The following is an 18,915-nucleotide window of genomic DNA, read 5'->3' on the forward strand; positions in this document are numbered from 1 at the left end:
TTTGTCGGGCAAGCGCGATGCCACCGCAATCTGCGCCTGGCCCCTCACCCCAACCCTCTTCTCCCCGTTGAAGCGGGGGAGAGGGAGCTTACCGCACAGAGTCAGCACCTTTCCCCGTCCACAGGTGCCGCAAACACGAACAGATCCCCTCTCCCCGCCTGGGGGACACCTACATCCAGAAGCCACAGCCAACCAAAAACAAAGAAAGGCCCGGCGGGAAAACCGGGCCTTTCCGCGTTTCTGATCGGAGGTCAATTCGGTTGGGCGCTACCAGGAGTTAACATCGGCGCCCAACGGAGATCGGATCAGAACTTGCGCTCAAAGCGGAATACGCCGGCCCACTGGTCGCGGTCGGCGGCATCCCAATCGGTGTGGGAGACTTCCGGCTCGATCAGCAGATCCTTGACCGGACGCCAGGCGACGTTTGCGGTAGCGGCGAAGATCTTCGAGTCGGTGTAGGCCACCTGGGCATTGGCCTGCAGCTTCGGGGTCAGCTGATAGCTGGAGCCGGTCCAGAAGGCCCAATCGCCCCAGCCGCAATCCGCGCCGTTGGTCGGGCAGGCGGAACGGTTGCTGTTGAGGTAGGAGCCTGCATATTTGTTCAGCTTGTCGCCGTCCGTATTCCAGCCACCCATGAGGAAGGCCTTGAAGGCACCGAAGCCGGCGTCGATACGGGCCTTGACGACACCTTCCTCGACGACGGGATCATAGCCGCCGATGACCCTCAGCGACCAGGCACCCGTTGTGTAGCCAGCGCCGAGGACGACGTCCGGAGCATAGTGGTTGCCCTTGCCGGTCTCTGCCATGCGCCGCCATAGGACGAGGTGTCACCCGAGGAGTTGGAATCTTCCAGCGAGATAATGGCCGTGAACCCGTTGCCGGCATAGCCCATGTAATAATTGTACTGCGAGTCGGTCACACTTCTTTCGCGAAAGTATCACAAACAAAGTTATGAAGAAAAATCAGACAATTGAGCCGCGCATAAAGCGCGCCTCTACAAAACGTTCAGCGGCGTTTTCCGAAATGCAGGGGCATTGCAATCGCTGCGGCCGGCGCTTTCACAGGACGTTGGCCAGCCACCTGAAGCCGCTTGTGCTCGAGATGATAGGCATAGGCGAACTGTGCGGCGATACCGATGACGACATAGATCGCGCCGACGGTAGGGCTCTTGTTGGTCACATAGAGAAGGACCTGGCCGGCCATGGCAAGGATCGTGCCCGCAACGAAGATGCTGAGCGAATGCCGCCCGAGGATCGTCAACGGATGGTTCGCCGAGCGCCGCAGCAGCGCTGATAAGGACGGTATGCTGATGATCAGATAGGCGAGCGCCAGCACATGCAGCAATCGCGGCAGCGACAGGAACGTCTTGTCAAAGCCGGTGACGACAGTCGGCAGGCCGAATGTCGCAAGATAATCGCCGATCACCCAGAGCTTGTCGGTCACCCAGATGAAGGACAGGAGCACATAGGCGGAAGCGAGCCCGATCAGCACGGGATGAACGAGGATCCGCCCGCCACGCTTCACATGCATGGTGGCAACGAAACCGATGACGAAGAGGAACTGCCAGGACAGCGGATTGAGGAACCAGAATCCGTCAAGCAGTGTCGTGTGCGGCGCGATGTAATAGATGCCCGAAACAAGCCAGACGCTGGCGGACACGAGAAGCAGGAGCAGGGGATTTTTGGCCTCCAGCAGCATCATCAGCGGCAGCATCAGAAACAGGGCGCCATACATGGGCAGGATATTGTTGTAGCCGATCTGATGCCCGAGCGTCAGCAGCGCCGGAATGCCACGACCCGGATCCATCAGCAGCGCGAGGATATTCACCTCGCACAACAGGCCCTTCTGATGGAAGATCCATGCGCCGCAGATGAACAGTACCAGCGTCACGAAGGTGGTGATCATATGCGCGGTATAGAGGGTGAAGGCGCGCTTGACCGCCTTCCACATCATTGCCAGCCGATTGCCGGGGAGAAACTTCGTTCCATAGGCGAGGCCGACGGAGATTCCGGAGATCAGAACGAAAGCTTCCGCTCCATCGGAAAAGCCGAAGTTTTTGGTGGTCAGTTGCTCGAAGAACTGCCCCGGCACGTGATTGATGAAGATCATGATCAGGGCCAAGGCCCTGAGGACATCCAACCGAGTGTCCCGCAGCATCGCCGCAGGCTTTGGCAAACTCATTCGTTTTGCCGCAGCCGCGTCGATATTCACCCTCGAGTTCATCAAACTCTCCTGTTCCGACAATCAAATGCGATCGGGGCCAAAGAGTTCCCCCTTTGGCCCCGATCGTCGAAGCAAAACAGTGCGGAAAGCACTACTGTCCGATCGGATAGCCCTCTTCGGGATGGGCGATTGCCCTATCATTTATGGTGACCGAGTATCCCTCAGCATCGGGCGCTTTTGAGACGGAAATACGGTATTTTCCGCTCGGCAGTTCGAGGTCCGCCCCAAAGCCGTCCCATGTCGAAGGCAGCGCCGGCCTAACATACAGTCTGCCGTTCTTGACGCGAATGCCAAGAATGCCCTCGATTGCCACGCGATACAGCCAGCCGGCCGATCCTGTGTACCAGGTCCAACCGCCACGGCCGGTCAATTCACCTTCACCGTAAATATCAGCGGCAACGACATAGGGCTCTACACGATAGGTATCGGCCTGATCACGATCGCGTGCATGGTTGACCGGATTGAGCATGTCGAAGCAATGCCAGGCGTCATCGCCGCGGTCCATTTCCGCCAGTGCCATCACGACCCAGGTGGCCGCATGCGTATACTGACCGCCATTTTCACGGACGCCCGGCGGATAGGACTTGATGTAGCCCGGATCGCGCGTGGACTTGGCAAAGGGTGGCGTAAACAGCCGGATGATCCGGTTGTCGTCGTCCACCAGTTTGTCGAGAACGGCATTCATCGCCTTCTCGCCGCGTGCCTTATCGCCTTCGCCGGAGAGAATGTTCCAGGACTGCGCGATCGAATCGATCTGGCACTCGAAATTCTCGCTGGAGCCGAGCGGGCTGCCATCGTCGAAATAGCCGCGGCGATAATGACCGCCGTCCCAGCCCGCCGTTTCCAGCGCCTTGCGCAGTTCCGGCAGATGATCCGACCAGCGCTTGACGCGCTCCTTGTCGCCGCGAGCTTCCGCATAGGGCAGGAAGGCGGTGAGGGTACCGGCCAGGAACCAGCCGAGCCAGATGCTTTCGCCGCGACCCTGGATGCCGACGCGGTTCATGCCGTCGTTCCAGTCGCCGCCGAGGATCAGTGGCAGGCCGTTGCCGCCCTTGCGCTTGATCGCGAGATCGAGCGCCAAGGCCGCATGTTCGTAGACGCTGGCTTTGTCCTCAGAGACGGTCGGCTGATAGAAGACGTCGTGTGTGCCGGGCATCAGGGCAGCACCCTCGACGAAGGGAAGCTCCTCGTCCAGGATCGACCTGTCGTTAGTGACTGTGCAGTACTGGTTGATGGCATAGGCCAGCCAGACGACGTCATCGGAGATATGCGTGCGCACGCCGGCGCCGCTGCCGGGCAGCCACCAATGCTGCACGTCGCCCTCGCGGAACTGGCGCTGTGCCGCATTCAGGATCTGCTTGCGGGCAAGTTCCGGCGCATGCATCAGGAAGGCCAGCGTATCCTGCAGCTGATCGCGGAAGCCGAAGGCACCCGACGCCTGATAGAAGGCCGTGCGCGACATGATACGGCAGCCGAGGCTTTGATAGGGCAGCCAGGCATTGATCATGTTGTTCATCGCCTTGTCCGGCGTCGAAATCTTCACGCGGCCGGTGAAATCATCCCAGAAACCGCGGTTCGCCGAAAGCACCGCATCGAAGTCGGCCTTGCGGATATCCGCCACCAATGCACGCGCCTCTTCGAGCGAAGCGGTGTCGCCCATATAGAAGCAGATCTCCTTCTGCTCGCCGGCCCCGATCGTCAGATCGAAGGCAAGAGCTGCGCAGGGATCGCCGTCCAGATCGGTCGAATTGGAGAGTGCCGCACCGGAGACGACGGCCTCCGGCAACTGCACCGTGCCATGGCGGCCGATGAATTCGCGGCGGCTTGCCGAGAAGCTCGAATGCGCCTCGCTTGCCGCCATGAAGGCGATCCGCTTGGAATAGTCGATGCTGTAGGGGTTGTTGGCAAACAGCGCGCCCGTCCCCTCGTCCAGCGACGAGAGGATGAAGGGCTTGGTCTTGTGCGGATTGATGCCGAGCACCCATTCCGCATAATTGTAGACCCGCAGCCGCCGGCTGCCCGTGCCCTTGTTGCTGAGGCGCAGGCGGAAGAGCTTGACCGGTCGCTCGCGATCGACCGTCTGGGTCAGCTCCAGCGCCACGCCATCCTCTTCGCTCGAGAAGACGGAATAGCCAAGGCCGTGACGGGTCTCGTACCGGACCTTCGGGTTACGGGACAGGCCCGCATAGGGTGTCATGACCCTGTTGCCATCGAGATCGGCCACGTAGAGCGCCTCGCCCGGGCGGTTGAGGACCATGTCGTTGGTCCAGGGCGTCAGCTGGTAGTCGCGCGAATTGTGACTCCAGGTGAAACCGCCGCCTTCGGCGGGCACGTGGAAGCCGAAACGCTCGTTGGTGATGACGTTGATCCACGGATGCGGCGTCGATTGTCCGCCGGCGAGCCGGACGACATATTCGCGGCCATCCTTGGCGAAACCACCATAGCCGTTCCAGAAATCGAGATCGTCCTGCGCTTCGAGCGCATCGGCAACAAAGACCGACTTCTGCGGCGCCATCGGCACTGCAAGTCGATTGACCGGCACCGGTCCGTCGGACTGCGAGGAGGCAAACAGCGTCGCCGCACGGGCAATCTGGTCGACGAGTTTGCCGTTTCGTGCGTGGAAGATCACGCGCGAGGCCGCGAGGATCTGCTGGTAGGTCTCGTTCTCGATCAGATCCTTGCGAACCGAGAAGATATTCGGCCGCAGCCCGTCGCCCTGATTGTGACGGACGTGCTCGACGAGCTTATCCAACTCGCTCTGCATTTCCTGGACGTGATCCGAGGTGCGTTCGTTGACGATGACAAGATCGGCGTTGATGCCGCGCGAGCGCAGATAGTCCGCCGCACTCAGCGCTTCTCTCGCGATTTCGAGATCGATATCGTCGTTGATGCGCAGGGTGAAGATCGGGAAATCACCCGATATGGTCACCGGCCAGAGCGCCGATTGCGAATGCAGGCCGGCCAGCACGGTGGCGCCGTCGGCGCGCAGGTGCATGTCCGGATAGACGAGGTAGCGGGCAAGCTTCTGGAAGGCTGCCGCCTGCTGCGAGGTGACGCCGACATGGCGCATCTGCATTTGCGTGCGCGTCCAGGCCTGCGTGAGCTCGACCCCGAAAGTATCGGGATTGCGATAGCGGTCGACCGCCTTGTCGACGTCCTCGCGGCTGGGTGCTGCAATCGTCCAGAAGATCACGCTGACCTTCTTGCCGGCCGGAACGCGCACGACGCGACGCAGCGACAGGCAGGCGTCCATGGTGAAGCCGTCCGTGCCGGAGAGCGTTGCGCCCGGATCGAAAGCCGCAGCTTCGGCAAGCGTGCGGCCGCGGCCGAGGAACTTGCGGCGGTCCGTCTCGAATTCCGTCGGGCGTTCGGAGCCGGCATTGTCGACGACCAGATGGGCGACCGACATATCCGGCTCGTTATAGTCGCGCTTGTTGCGCTCCGCCCGGATCATGTCGCCCTTGCCACCGATCTCGGTGCGCACGAACATGCGCGCGAAGACCGGATGACCCGAATCGACATCGTCGCTGGCGATGGCCGGCTCGAGATAGGAGGTGACTTCGATGAAGCGATCCTCCGCGCCCATGTTGAGCAGCGTCACGCGGCGGCCTTCGGCATCGTGTTCGGTCGCAACGATGCACTCGACCTCGCTGGTGAGGTCGCCCACGGTCTTGCTGTACTCAGCCTTTTCGTCGCTGAAAGTGACCTTGACCTTTTCGCCTTCGACACTGCGCGGCTCTGCGGTTGCCGACCACCATTGGCCGGAAGCGGTATCGCGCAGGAAGATGAAGGTGCCCCAACGGTCTTCCGTCGGATCCGGGCGCCAGCGCGAGACCGACAGGCTGTTCCAGCGCGAGTAACCGGCGCCGGTCGCCGTCAGCATGACCGAGTAGTGACCATTGGACAGGAAGGCGAGTTCGCGATCCTGCGTGGCCGGATCGGCGATCTTGCGAATTTCCGGACGCAGCAGATCTTCCTGGATGTTGGCCGGCTGGTCGCTCTCGTGCTTGGCGGCCATGACCGGAATATCGCGCGGAGCCTTTTCCTGCAGCAGCAGTTCGGCAGCTTCGATCACCGGATCGGCATGGAAAAGTTCACGCAGACGGCCATTGAAGGCGACGTTGGCAATGGCGGCGATCGACATGCCGTGATGGTGCGCATAGTAGTTGTAGACAACAGCGCATTTCTTGCCTTCGGGAACACGGGTCGGCGTGTAGTCCACGGCGTCGTGGAAGCCGTAGATGCCGAGCGCGCCGACCTTGCGCAACTTCTGCAGATTCTCCAGTGCGGCGGCCGGGCGATACTGGCTGGCGAGGATCGAGGCATATGGCGCGATGACGGCATTCTGGCCGAGGCCGCGCTTCAGGCCGAGCGAAGGCACGCCGAAATTGGTGTACTGGTAGTGCATATAATGGTCGCGAGCATTGAAGGCCGCTTCCGAAATGCCCCAAGGGATGCCGGTGCCTAGGCGCTTGGCATAGTTCATCTGTTCCTGGACGATCAGATTGTTCGTCTGGTTGAGGATACCGCCCTGACGCTCCTGCATGACGAGCGGCGGCATCAGATATTCGAACATCGAACCCGACCAGGATACCAGCGCGCCGCGCGACCCCACAGGCACGACCTGGCGGCCGAGACGATACCAATGCTCGGTCGGCAGATCGCCCTTGGCGATGGCGAAAAGGCTGGTGAGGCGGGCTTCGGAAGCCAGCAGATCGTAGCAGGCAGCATCGAGTTCGTTCGTCTCGACGCGGAAACCGATGGAGAGCAGGCGCCGCTCCGGGCGATAGAGGAAGCCGAACTCCATGCCGAAGGCGATATCGCGCATGCGGTCGCGCAGCTTCGTCAGGCGCTGGCGCAGCGAATCGACGTTGGCGAGATCGAAAATGCTGTCGGCGATATGGCCTTCGCAGACCTTCACCAGCGTTTGCGACCAGGTGAGCACTTCGCCGCTCTGCGGAGACTTGACCTCATGATCGAGGTTGCCCGCCAGCTTCTGGATATCCTGCGCCAGAACCGAGAGGTTGATGACGCGGATGGAGGCGAACTCATGCTCACGCTTGACAGCGACGAGCGCGTTCTGGAAGCCGGCGATGCGCTCTTCCAGGCGGCGGCGCAGCGGCCGCACGGTCTTGCGGTCGTCCGGGAGCTCGGCAAGCGTCTCGGCGAGAATGCCGGCGACGTCGCCGATGCCGTCGAGGTTGCCCTGCATATGCGCCGAGGGCGCTTCCGCCCAGATGCGGCAGGCCGAGGACACCGCGATCAGATGACCGGCGAAATTGCCGCTGTCGACAGCCGAGACATAACGCGCGCCCATCGGCTTCAGCGTATCGGTGTGATACCAGTTGCACAGGTGCCCGCGGAACTTTTCGAGCTTCTCGACGGTCGCCATGGTCTTTTCCATGCGATCGATGGTTTCCTCGAAGGAAATCCAGCCGAAATGACGCGCGGAGATGATCGACAGGAAATAGACGCCGATATTGGTCGGCGAGGTGCGCGATGCCACAACCGCATTCGGGGTCTGCTGCACGTTGTCAGGCGGCAGATGGTTCTGCTGCTCGACCACGAACGTATCGAAATAACGCCAGGTGCGGCGAGCGATCTTGCGCAGCTCGGCCGAGACGCTTTCCGGCACGTCAAGCCTGTCTTCGGTTTCCGCCGACTGGCTGACATACCAGGCGATCGCCGGCGACAGCATCCAGAGCAGCGCAAAGGGAATGCCGACGAAGAAGGCGTTGTCGCCGGAAAGCGAGGCGAAGGCGAGGGCCAGCAGCGCCAGCACCGGCGCATGCCACATGACGCGATAATGGCCGAGGATCGTCGTCTGCGCGGCGGCCTGGGCGCTGGCGGCCGTGCGCCATTGCAGCATCAGCTTGCGGCTGACGAAGGCGCGGTAGAGCGAGCGGCCGATGGCATCGGCCATGATGCAGGCGCCGTCGGCGATGAAGACGATACGCAGCGCCACTTGCGCATTGGCGGCGCGAATATCGGTCCAGACCGTATAGAGATGGGCGCGCGCGATGATATCGCTGGTGCGGGGGATGATGCCGTTGATGAGCGACAGCGTCGGTGCCACGAACAGGCAGAAGATCAGCAGGATCTGCCACAGAAGCGCGGCAAGCGCTCCCATGAAATACCAGCCGAGAACGGATGCGAAGAACCAGGCGATCGGCGTCAGCGAACGACGCAGATTGTCCACCATCTTCCAGCGGCCGAGGCCGGTCACGCCGCGCTTCGGATTGAAGAGATAGGGAAGGAGCTGCCAGTCGCCGCGGGCCCAGCGATGCTGGCGCGAGACTTCGACTTCATAGCGGATCGGAAAGTCCTCGACGAGCTCGCAGTCGGTGACCAGCGCGCAACGCGCCATCGAGCCTTCGAGCAGGTCGTGGCTGAGAACGGCGTTCTCCTCGATCTTGCCCTTCAGCGAGGCCTCGAAGGCGTCGACATGATATAGGCCCTTGCCGGTGAAGGTGCCTTCCTCGACCAGATCCTGATAGACGTCGGAAACGGCGAAGACGTAAGGGTCGAGGCCGCGATTGACCGAGAAAACGCGCTGGAACACCGACGCATCCTTGCCCGTCGTCAATGACGGGGTGACGCGCGGCTGCAGCACGCCATAACCGCGAACGACGCGCTTGCTGTCGGGATCGAATACGGGCCGGTTGGTCGGATGATGCAGCTTGCCGACGAGCTTGGTGACCGTATCGCGCACCAGACGCGTATCGGAATCGAGCGTCATGACATATTGCACATCCTTCGGCACCGTGTTGGCGCCGGGCAGGAAGGTGGTGTCGCGGTCGCCGCGCAGGAGCATGTTCAGCTCATGCAGCTTGCCGCGCTTGCGCTCCCAGCCCATCCAGGCGCCTTCGGCCGGATTATAGAGACGGCGGCGATGCAGCAGGTAAAAGCGCTGCTTGCCGTCCTCGTCGTAGCGGGCTGCCAGATTGGCCACTTCGCGGCGGGCGTAGTCCAGGATTTCCAGATCGCGCTCGCTCTCTTCCTCCTGGCTATCAGGCCAGTCGCTGAGCAGCGCGTAATAGACTTCGCCGCGCGGATTGGCGAGGTAGTGAACCTCGAGATTGCGGACGAGCTCGTCGACGCTGTCGCGATTGCCGATCAGGGTCGGCACGACCACAAGCGTACGGGCTTCTTCCGGAATGCCTTCCTTGTATTCGTAGCCGACGAGGCGCGCCGGCGTCAGATACATGGTGACGACGAAATTGAAGAGGCCGGTCGCACCCTCGGAGGCCGGCAGCGAGAACATCAGCAGCAGGATGACGGTTTCAGCCCAGCCCATGCCGGCCTGGATCATGTAATAGCCGACGACGCCTAGCACCACGGCGGTGAGAAACAGCACCGGCGCCGCGATCGCCAGCCAGTTGAGCTTGCGCCACTGGCGCACGAAGCTCGTCGATATCGGCGGACGATAGCCGATCGCCTTCTCCAGCTTCTCCGTCTGCTGGCCTATGATGAAATCGCCGATATTCGGCTCATGCGGCTCATGTTCGCCGGACGCCGTCGCCGCCGCGGTCATCGCCATGGCGACCTGGGCGATCTCCATTTCGGTCTTTTCGGAACGGCGCGCAAGCTTTTCAATGCGGCGGCGATAGCTGTTGCGCGAGCCCGGATCGAGCTTGGCATAGTCGGTCTCGTCCCACAGCAGCTTGTCGACCGCACTGACGTCTTCCACCCAGACCGACCAGTCTGTGTCGTCGATCAGGCGCAGGCTCTTGATGATGTTGCCCATCGTCACGTTGCCTGATGACAGCCGATTGTGCTCGGCCATCATGACGCTTTCGGCGTCGGTGCCGGCTTCGGTCAGCCGCTTTTCCATCCAGGTGACGGCAAGGCCTGAAGTGTGCGAGCCGTCGCGCAGGCGATAGAGGAACTGCGTGGCGAAGGTATTGTCCGACGTATAGGGCTCGAGTGTCTTCAGGAATTCGGCGACCTTGGCCTCGTCGTTGAGGCGGATCAGCTCGTCGACGGCGGCATTGGCCTTTTTGCGCGTAAGACGGCTCTGCTCGACGCGGCTCGAAATGCGGCGCAGATTGTCGACGAGAATATATCGCACCAGCGACGGAACGGCCCAGAGCTCGCCGATCTTCAGCATCTCTACCGACTGGAAGCCTTCGACCAGCGCCAGCAGGCCCGGACCGGAAACCGTGCTGTGCGTATGTGCGACATAGAGCCAGGCCAGCGCCATCGTGCGCGGCATGACCATGCCGCCGAGGGTGATCGTCTGCAGCTGATCGTAGAATTTCTTCGGGAAATCGCGGCGGACTTCCTGAATGGCTTCTTCGATGATGTAGTGGTTGTCGAGCAGCCATTCGGCGGCCGGCGTGATCGATTCACCGGCGTCGACATCGGCATTGGCAGAGCGATAGACGCGCAGAATCTCTTTTTCGTTCTCCTTGTGTCGCGCAAAGAAGTCGAACGGTGCAAAGCCCGGCAGCTTGGTGTTGGCGCCATTGCGGGCGAAGGTCGCGCCGCATTCCCGTATCTGCTCGTTGGAGAAATAGGTCGCGCGGATCGCATCGTTGTGATCGATCTGCTTGGCTTCAGAATCGCGCGGCGTAACGGTGGAGAGATTTTGAGATGTCATGGATTCGGGTTCTGGGTCCAAACAGAGTGAGTGGCATTGCCGCCTTTATCGTTTTTGCCCTGCCTGACACAAGAATTCACACATCTGGACCCTTTTGCTTCGCTTCCCGGCGGGCGAAGGGGATGAATTCGAGGTGACAGCTTAGAACAAACGTATAGAGGCGAAGATTTTCACGGGCGGTTTTTGAGAATAATGGCGATTTCCATCATCCCAAAGGGAGTGTCCGTGAAACTGGATATGCGGCTAAATGGTTCCGGCCGCGATCCGCACACGTCAACGACAATCGATCAAGGTCATGAGGCATTCTCCTTGGGCTGATTCATCCAATTGCGGAAATTCAGCATGGTTCGGCATATTGAACCCTCAATATCCCGCAGAAGATGAACTTAAACTGAACCCCCTCAAAAGATTCGCAAATTCCTTTCGGGACGCATCCGCTCCGGAAGCGATTAAGGCCGATTGGCTGACCATAAGCGAGCTACCGCCTGAAACGGAGACACCGCAAAACCTACTCGTCGCCATCCCGCGATGACAAAGTCACGCTCATTTCGAGCCTGGGAAGCGCGACGCACCTGCGCGCAAGGGTTACTTGGCATTCTACATGCCGCCAAACGCCTGATTGCGCCCGGCCGCCTCCCGAAATCTCTCTCATCTTTGCGGGAAGCTTACTGTTTTCACGAGGCGTATACCATCGGGTCGGGCAAATTTTCTTTGTCCGGCAAAGTTCCGCCAGTCGGATGGAGAGGAATTGTCTGAAGTGGAAATGGAGGCTTGAAAAAGCAGCATACCAGAACGACGCGGCTCGACATCGCAGTCAGCCACGCTTGTCATCACTCTATATTATAGGAATGGTCTGCATCGTCGCAGATGGCGGTCACGCCGACCGCCTCGCGAACAGCGTGTTTAAACAACGATGCCGCAAACAATGGCCGCGACGAAAAGAAACGCCGCGGAAAACAGAACGACATGAATCGCCATCTGTATCTTGTGCCGCGTCTTCGCGGCGCGCTTGGAACCATCGAACTGATTCACATGCGTATTCGATATACCCAAATTCGCCATGTGTTGCCTCCGTTCGTTTTTTATTTATATCTCATGGGCCAAGCCCAAGGCGGATATTCATATATTTCCTATCAATTAGGTAGACATGAATTTCCGTCCAGAACTCCGTCTGAGAAAAATTAAACCACTGGACTGCTAGGGGCCCGAAAGATCGGCAAAGCCAAAATCAGCAGAGAATGCGGCGAGCCCAAATCAAACTGCGCTCTATGGCGCTTGCATCAGCGACCTGCTCTTCGGCAGGACCTGTCCGGCGGCGGCTGTTTTCTTCCGAAAGAGCGGCGGCCCCTACGCGTTCCTCTTTCGCCGGCACCGGCGGATGAAGATAGCCCATGGTCATGCCACCCATGAAAAACATGCCTGCCTCCACTTAACGTCTGACCCTTGATCGGGATCACGAAAGTTAACTGCTATTAACGAGATCATGACATAATTGCGGCGGGTGTCAATAGTCTATACGATTGGTCGTGTTTCGATGGGCCATTCGTTAACGAGCGCGCGGGGTCTGGAGACCGTCCGATCAGGTGCGGACGAAGCCCTTGCTGGCGATCATCAGATTGCGCGTATAGTCTTCCTTCACGTCGCCCGCCGCCAGGTCTTTTGCACTCAGCCGCTCGACAACGGCGCCGTTGCGCATGACAGCGAGACGTTCGCACATATGCGTGACGACGCCGAGATCGTGGCTCACCATGACGAAGGTCAGATGGCGGTCCTTGCGTATCTGTTCGAGCAGATTGAGCACCTCGGCCTGCACCGAAGCATCCAGCGCCGACGTCGGCTCGTCGAGCAAAAGGATGGAGGGTTCGACGATCAGAGCGCGGGCAATGGCGACGCGCTGACGCTGGCCACCGGAGAGCTGGTGCGGATAGCGGAAGCGAAAGCCGGTTCCGAGACCCACTTCATCGAGCGCCCTCGCAATGCGCTTTTCGCCGTCGCCGATACCATGGATCACCAGCGGCTCCAGCAGCAGCCGATCGATCGTCTGGCGCGGATGCAGGGAGCCATAGGGGTCCTGGAACACCATCTGCACCTGGCGATAGAAAGCCTTGCTGCGTTTTGCTCCCTTCAACTGCTCGCCGCCGATGCGGATCCTGCCATCGCTGACGGGCGCAAGGCCCGCGACAGCGCGCAGCAGCGTCGACTTGCCGGAACCGGATTCGCCGACCAGACCGAAGGATTCGCCCTTGTTCACCTCGACGCTGACGGCATCGAGAGCGTAGTAACCATCATAGACGACGCTGAGGCCGTCAACCGCGAGCGCCACCGTCATGCCGCCCACTCCGGCTTGCGATCGAGAACCGGCAATGGATGGCGGTTCTCGCCGATGACCGGCATGCAATTCAGCAGACCGCGCGTATAGGGATGCTGGGCGTTATTGAGCTCGGAAGCCTTGATTTCCTCCACGACCTTGCCTGCATACATGACGATCACGCGATCGCAGAAGGAGGAAACCAGCCGCAGGTCGTGTGACACGAAAATCAGTCCCATGCCGCGCTCCGACACCAGCTTGTCCATGATCCTGAGCACATCGAGCTGCACGGTGACATCGAGAGCGGATGTCGGCTCGTCGGCGATCAGAAGCTCAGGCCCGGCAATCAGCATCATCGCAATCATCACACGCTGGCCCATGCCGCCCGATACTTCATGCGGATGCAGGTCGTAGACGCGCTTGGGATCGCGGATCTGCACGGCCTCCAACATCGCCATGGCGCGGTCGCGCGCTTCTCCCCTGCCCACCTTCTCATGCGTGCGCAGCGTCTCGGTGATCTGCCGGCCGATGGGCATGACAGGATCGAGCGAATATTTCGGATCCTGCAGCACCATGGCGATGCGCTTGCCGCGCAAAGACCGCCGCTCCTTGGCCGAGACCGACAGCAGCTCGATACCGCTGAAATTCAGCGTGTCGGCGCTGACGAGAGCGTGCGGCGGCGTCAGGCCCATGATAGCCCGGCCCGTCTGCGACTTGCCGGAGCCGCTTTCGCCGACGATGCCGAGCCTTTCGCGGCCGAGCGTGAAGGACACGCCGCGCACCGCTTCGATGACGCCCGTGCGCGTCGGATAACGAACCCTCAGGTTTTCTACGGTCAACATCGTCGTCATTGGCCGCTCTCCTTCGGATCGAGCGCGTCGCGCAGACCGTCGCCGAGCAGGTTGAAGCCGAGGCTGACGATCAGGATCGCAATGCCGGGCATGGCCGCCACCCACCACTGGTCGAGATAATATTTGAAGCCGTTTGCGATCATGACGCCCCATTCCGGCAGGGGCGGCTGCGCGCCGAGGCCGAGAAAGCCGAGACCGGCCGCGGTCAGGATGACGCCGGCCATATCGAGCGTCACACGCACGATCACCGAGGAGATGCACAGCGGCATGATGTGGCGGAAGATGATGCGCAGCGACGAGGCGCCCATGAGCTGCACGGCGGCGATATAATCGGAGTGACGCACCGTCATCGTTTCCGCCCGCGCCAGACGCGCATAGGGCGGCCAGGAGGTGATCGCGATGGCAATGACGGCGTTCTCGATGCCCGCCCCGAGCGCACCGGCAAAGGCGAGCGCCAGCACCAGCTTCGGGAAGGCGAGGAAGATGTCTGTGATGCGCATCAGCACGGTGTCGACCCAGCCGCCCAGGTAGCCGGAAACCATGCCGATGATGAGCCCGATCGGCGCCGATATGATCGCCACCAGCACGACGATGTAGAGCGTCCACCGCGAACCGTAGATGAGGCGGGAAAGGATGTCGCGCCCGAGATCATCCGTGCCGAGAAGATAGCCCGGCGTGCCCGGAGGCTTCAGATAGGCATTGGTCAGATCGCCGATGACGGGCGAATGCGGCGCGATGACATCGGCAAGCGCTGCCACCAGCACGAGCGCAATGATGATCAGCAATCCGACAACGGCCAGGCGATTGGCGGAGAATTGCCGCCAGGTGACATAGGCACGCCCGAGCCTTGCCTGCCGGCGCGACTGCGGCCGGTCGGACAGCAGCCAGTCACGCCAGCCGAGGTGGGTGGTCTCAGCGGTCGCCGTCATTTACGTCGCGTCCTTGGGTCGAGGGTCCGATAGAGCAGATCGGAGAACAGGTTGATGCCGATGAAGACCGTGCCGACGACGATTGTGCCGCCGAGAACGGCGTTCATGTCGGCATTGCGCAGCGAACTGGTGATGTAGAAGCCGATACCCGGCCAAGAGAACACGATCTCCGTCAGCACCGAACCCTCCAGCAGTCCGGCATAGGACAGCGCGATCACCGTGATCAGCGGCACCGCTGCGCTGCGCAGGGCATGGCCCCAGATCACCCGCGTCTCCGAAAGACCCTTTGCGCGGGCAGCGACGATATATTCCTGGCCCAGTTCGTTCAGCATGAAGCTGCGCGTCATGCGACTGATATAGGCGAGCGAGAAATAGCCGAGCAACGACGCCGGCAGGATGATGTGGCGGAAGACGTCCCAGAAGACGTCCCACTGCCCCTGCAGAGCGCTGTCGAGCAGATAGAAGCCGGTGATCGGCGTGAAGGTATATTCGTAGGCGATGTCGATGCGGCCGGGATAGGCCACCCAATTCAGCTTCGCATAGAAGATGACCAGCGACACCATGGCCAGCCAGAAGACCGGCACGGAATAGCCGACGAGGCCGATGACGCGGACGATCTGGTCGATGAAACTGTTGCGGCGCACGGCGGCAAGCACGCCGAAGGGAACCCCGAAAATCGCACCGATGATCGTGCCGACGGTCGCAAGCTCCATCGTCGCCGGAAAGACGCGCTTGATGTCGTCCATGACCGGATTGGTCGTCAGCACCGACGTGCCGAAATCGCCGGTAAGCGCGCTCACCAGATAGTAGTAGAACTGCTGGTACAGCGGCTGATCGAGATGCATTTCGCGGCGCAGGCGATCAATCACCTGCGCAGGCGCATGATCGCCGGCAATCGCCAGCGCCGGATCGATCGGGATCACCCGTCCGATGAAGAAGGTGACGGCCAGAAGGCCGAGATAGGTCGTGATCGCAACGACGAGGAATCGCAGCAGACCCATGAAAAAAGGAGCGGCACGGCCCTTCTTGGGCCGCACCTGCATTTTCCGCTCGACAGTGCTCAAAGGACTAATCCTGCCGGATTATCACTTTGACACCGGCCAGACAAAGTTGGTGTCGAAGGTCGGACCGAGCTTGAAGTCCTTCACGTCCTTGCGATAGCCGGCAACTTCCGTCTGCTGGAACAGGATGACGAAGGGGCTGGCATCCAGGAACTTCTTCTGGATGTCCTGATACATGGCGGCACGCTTGGCGGCATCGCCCTCGAACAGCGCTGCCTTGGTTTCCTTCTCCAACTCAGGCGTCGTCCAGGTATTGCGCCAGGAGAGCGTCTTGTTCGAGCTGCCGTCAGAATTGTCGTCGTTGGTCGTGAAGGTATCGGCGTTGGAATGGGGATCCCAATAGTCGTTGCCCCAGTTGCCGAAATAGATGTCGTGATTGCGGGCGCGATATTTGGTCAGCTTCTGCTTGCCGTCGCCGGGGATGATCTCCACCTTGATGCCTGCCTGGCCGAGCGTCTGCTGGATCGATGTGGCGACACCGGTATCCGGCTCGATGCTGCGCACGTCCATGGTCACGGAGAAGCCGTTGGGCAAGCCGGCCTTGGCGAGCAGTTCCTTGGCCTTGGCGATATCGAGCTTGAACGGATTTTCATCCAGCGCACCGAGCAGGCCCTTCGGCTCGAAGGTCTGATGGATTTCGCCGATACCCTTGATCAGGGTCTTGCCGATGGCATCGTAATCGACAAGGTACTTGAACGCCTGCTGCACTTCCGGCTTGGCAAGGTTCGGGTTCTTCTGGTTGAGGCTGATGTAGTAGATCGTGCCCTTCGGCGCGTTGGTGGAGGCAAGCTGGGCGTTCTTCTCGATGGCTGCGAGATCGGTCGGCGACAGGTTGCGGGCAACGTCGATATCGCCGTTCTCCAGCGCCAGACGCTGCGCCGAGCTTTCCTTCATGAAGCGGTAGATGACGCGGGCGAGCTTCGGCTTTTCGCCGTAGTAATTGTCGTTGCGCTCGAGGACGACGGCTTCGTTGGCGCGCCATTCACGCAGCTTGAACGGGCCGGAGCCGGCAAAACCGGTCTTCAGCCAGCCATTGCCGAAGTCGTTGTCGTATTTGCTGTCGGCCGATGGCGTCACCGGCTTGACGTGCTGCAGCACCAGCTTCTTGTCGACCACTTCGGCGACGGTCGCGGTCAGGCAGTTCAGCACGAAGCTCGGTGCGTAGGGCTTGTCGACGGTGAAGACGAAGGTATTCGGATCGGTGGCCTTGGCCTTTTCCGTCACATTGTCGCCGGTCAAGCCGAACTGGGTAAGAATGAAGGCCGGGCTCTTGTTGATCTTGACGACGCGCTCGAAGGACCATGCCACATCATCGGCGGTGATCGGATTGCCGGAGGCGAATTTCAGGCCGGGCTTCAGCTTGAACGTATAGGTCAGATGATCATCGGAAACCGACCAGCTCTCGGCAAGATCGCCCTGGATCTTGGAGGTGTCTTTGATATCGAGGCGAACGAGCAGGCTGTAGCTGTTGCCGGTGATTTCGGCAGCGGAAAGTTCATAGGCTTCCGCCGGGTCCATGCTCAGAATGTCGTCGAAGGAAAAACCTTCGACCAGCGTGTCCTTCGGCGTTGCGGCAAAAGCGCTCGGCACGGCCATTGTCAGAATAGAGAGAGCAACACCGGCCGTAAGGACGCGGAAGCTGCGGTTCATTCTGGTAATCATCATTGTTTTCGTTCCCTTCTTTGAGCTTTTATCAATATTGCGACGCGCGTGTTGCGCTGCCTTCCTTCCAAGCGGACGCCAGGATGCGAAGCCAGTTCTCCCTACACAGCTTTACAAGATCGGCTTCAGCATAACCAACGTTCCGAAGGGCGGCAATCAGCTTCTGGTTACCCGCCGCATCACTGATTTCCTCGGGAATCGTCGCGCCGTCGAAGTCCGATCCGAGGCCGACGCAATCGATACCGACGCGGCTGACCAGATGATCGACATGACGCACCATGGCTTCGATCGGCGTATTGGCATCAGAGCGGGCATCTTCGCGCAGCATGGCCGTCGCGTAGTTCAGGCCGACAATGCCGCGGCTTTCCTTGATTGCGCCGAGCTGCTTGTCGGTGAGATTGCGGGCAACGGGCGTCAGCGCATGCGCATTGGAGTGGCTGGCCACAAGCGGCTGATCCGAGGTCTTGGCCACATCCCAGAAGCCCTTCTCGGTGATATGGGCGAGATCGATGAGGATACCCAGCCGGTTGCATTCGCGCACCAGCGCAAAGCCCGCATCCGTCAGGCCCGGGCCGGTATCCGGAGAGCTCGGATAGGCAAAAGGCACACCGTGGGCGAAGACATTGTTGCGGCTCCAGACGGGGCCGAGCGAACGCAGCCCCGCCGCATAGAAGGTTTCGAGCGCGACGAGGTCGGCATCGATGGCTTCGCAGCCCTCCATATGCATCACGGCTGCGAAAATGCCCTTCTCCATGCAATCGCGAATTTCTCCGGTGGTACGGCAGAGCTTCCACGCGCCGGCGCGATCGAGCCGCAGCGCGATCGCCGCCATTTCCAGCGCGATATCGAGCGACGGCGCCCGCTCCAGGGGAGCAGCAAGCGGCGTTGCGTAATGACCGTTGCGATCGGGATCGGCGAAGACGAGGTCGCCTGATGGAATGTAGATGGCGCAGAGACCGCCGGCCAGACCGCCCGCTTTGGCGCGCGGCGCATCGATATGACCGCTCGATATCCCATCCTTGAATTCGGCGATCGGGTCGGCGCCATCGCGCTCGTGATGCCAGAGTCTCAACAGAACGTCATTATGACCATCGAATACGGACTGCATTGTCTATCCTGGGTGAAGCTCATGCGGAGCAGATGGAAAGCGGCCAGAATAGAAAAGCTGGCGGGATTCGCCATACCCAAATGAAAAAAATTTGCATTTGCATGGAATGCCGGATGCAAATGAAAAAGGCGGGGCAAAACCCCGCCTCGGATCATCGATCCTGTTTCAGGC

The 18,915-nt window shown here is 60.6% G+C and carries 10 protein-coding genes and 1 pseudogene; 1 reads left to right on the forward strand and 10 read right to left on the reverse strand.

Annotation, left to right across the window (positions count from 1 at the left end; genetic code table 11):
• Positions 1-305: 305 nt before the first annotated feature.
• From AB8B29_RS16385 to AB8B29_RS16395, 3 genes and pseudogenes are all read right to left on the reverse strand, one after another.
• Positions 306-913: pseudogene (locus AB8B29_RS16385) on the reverse strand (porin); the annotation flags it as partial.
• 92 nt (positions 914-1,005) lie between these two features.
• Complete coding sequence (locus AB8B29_RS16390) at positions 1,006-2,223, reverse strand: OpgC domain-containing protein (protein WP_113118901.1); 1,218 nt, start codon at positions 2,221-2,223, stop codon at positions 1,006-1,008.
• Between the two features lie 91 nt (positions 2,224-2,314).
• A complete protein-coding gene (locus AB8B29_RS16395; protein ID WP_113118900.1) occupies positions 2,315-10,825 on the reverse strand; it encodes a GH36-type glycosyl hydrolase domain-containing protein in 8,511 nt (2,836 codons plus the stop codon).
• An 867-nt stretch (positions 10,826-11,692) separates the two neighbouring features.
• On the opposite strand from AB8B29_RS16395, the gene AB8B29_RS16400 reads away from it, so the two are divergent.
• On the forward strand, positions 11,693-12,010 hold the full coding sequence (locus tag AB8B29_RS16400) for a hypothetical protein (protein ID WP_162731006.1): 318 nt from the start codon (positions 11,693-11,695) through the stop codon (positions 12,008-12,010).
• Positions 12,011-12,053: 43 nt separating this feature from the next.
• Here AB8B29_RS16400 and AB8B29_RS16405 read toward each other — a convergent pair whose 3' ends face one another.
• From AB8B29_RS16405 to AB8B29_RS16435, 7 genes are all read right to left on the reverse strand, one after another.
• Complete coding sequence (locus tag AB8B29_RS16405; protein WP_037195806.1) at positions 12,054-12,242, reverse strand: hypothetical protein; 189 nt, start codon at positions 12,240-12,242, stop codon at positions 12,054-12,056.
• A 162-nt stretch (positions 12,243-12,404) separates the two neighbouring features.
• Positions 12,405-13,154, reverse strand: coding sequence for an ABC transporter ATP-binding protein (locus tag AB8B29_RS16410; protein WP_037195804.1), 750 nt, complete (start codon positions 13,152-13,154; stop codon positions 12,405-12,407).
• Complete coding sequence (locus AB8B29_RS16415) at positions 13,151-13,984, reverse strand: ABC transporter ATP-binding protein (protein ID WP_037195802.1); 834 nt, start codon at positions 13,982-13,984, stop codon at positions 13,151-13,153. The genes AB8B29_RS16410 and AB8B29_RS16415 overlap by 4 nt, the downstream gene beginning before the upstream one ends.
• A complete protein-coding gene (locus AB8B29_RS16420) occupies positions 13,981-14,913 on the reverse strand; it encodes an ABC transporter permease (RefSeq protein WP_037195800.1) in 933 nt (310 codons plus the stop codon). Before AB8B29_RS16420 ends, AB8B29_RS16415 begins: the two co-directional genes overlap by 4 nt.
• Positions 14,910-15,977, reverse strand: a complete 1,068-nt coding sequence (locus AB8B29_RS16425; protein WP_037195798.1) for an ABC transporter permease — start codon at positions 15,975-15,977, stop codon at positions 14,910-14,912. The genes AB8B29_RS16420 and AB8B29_RS16425 overlap by 4 nt, the downstream gene beginning before the upstream one ends.
• Positions 15,978-15,998: 21 nt before the next feature.
• Positions 15,999-17,639, reverse strand: a complete 1,641-nt coding sequence (locus tag AB8B29_RS16430) for an ABC transporter substrate-binding protein (protein ID WP_037195796.1) — start codon at positions 17,637-17,639, stop codon at positions 15,999-16,001.
• Positions 17,640-17,667: 28 nt separating this feature from the next.
• Positions 17,668-18,744 (reverse strand): dipeptidase, encoded by a 1,077-nt coding sequence (locus tag AB8B29_RS16435; protein ID WP_037195794.1) that lies wholly within the window; start codon positions 18,742-18,744, stop codon positions 17,668-17,670.
• Positions 18,745-18,915 lie beyond the last annotated feature (171 nt).

This window comes from Rhizobium sp. 11_C7_N12_5 (assembly GCF_051811145.1).
Taxonomy (GTDB): Bacteria; Pseudomonadota; Alphaproteobacteria; order Rhizobiales; family Rhizobiaceae; genus Rhizobium; species Rhizobium lusitanum.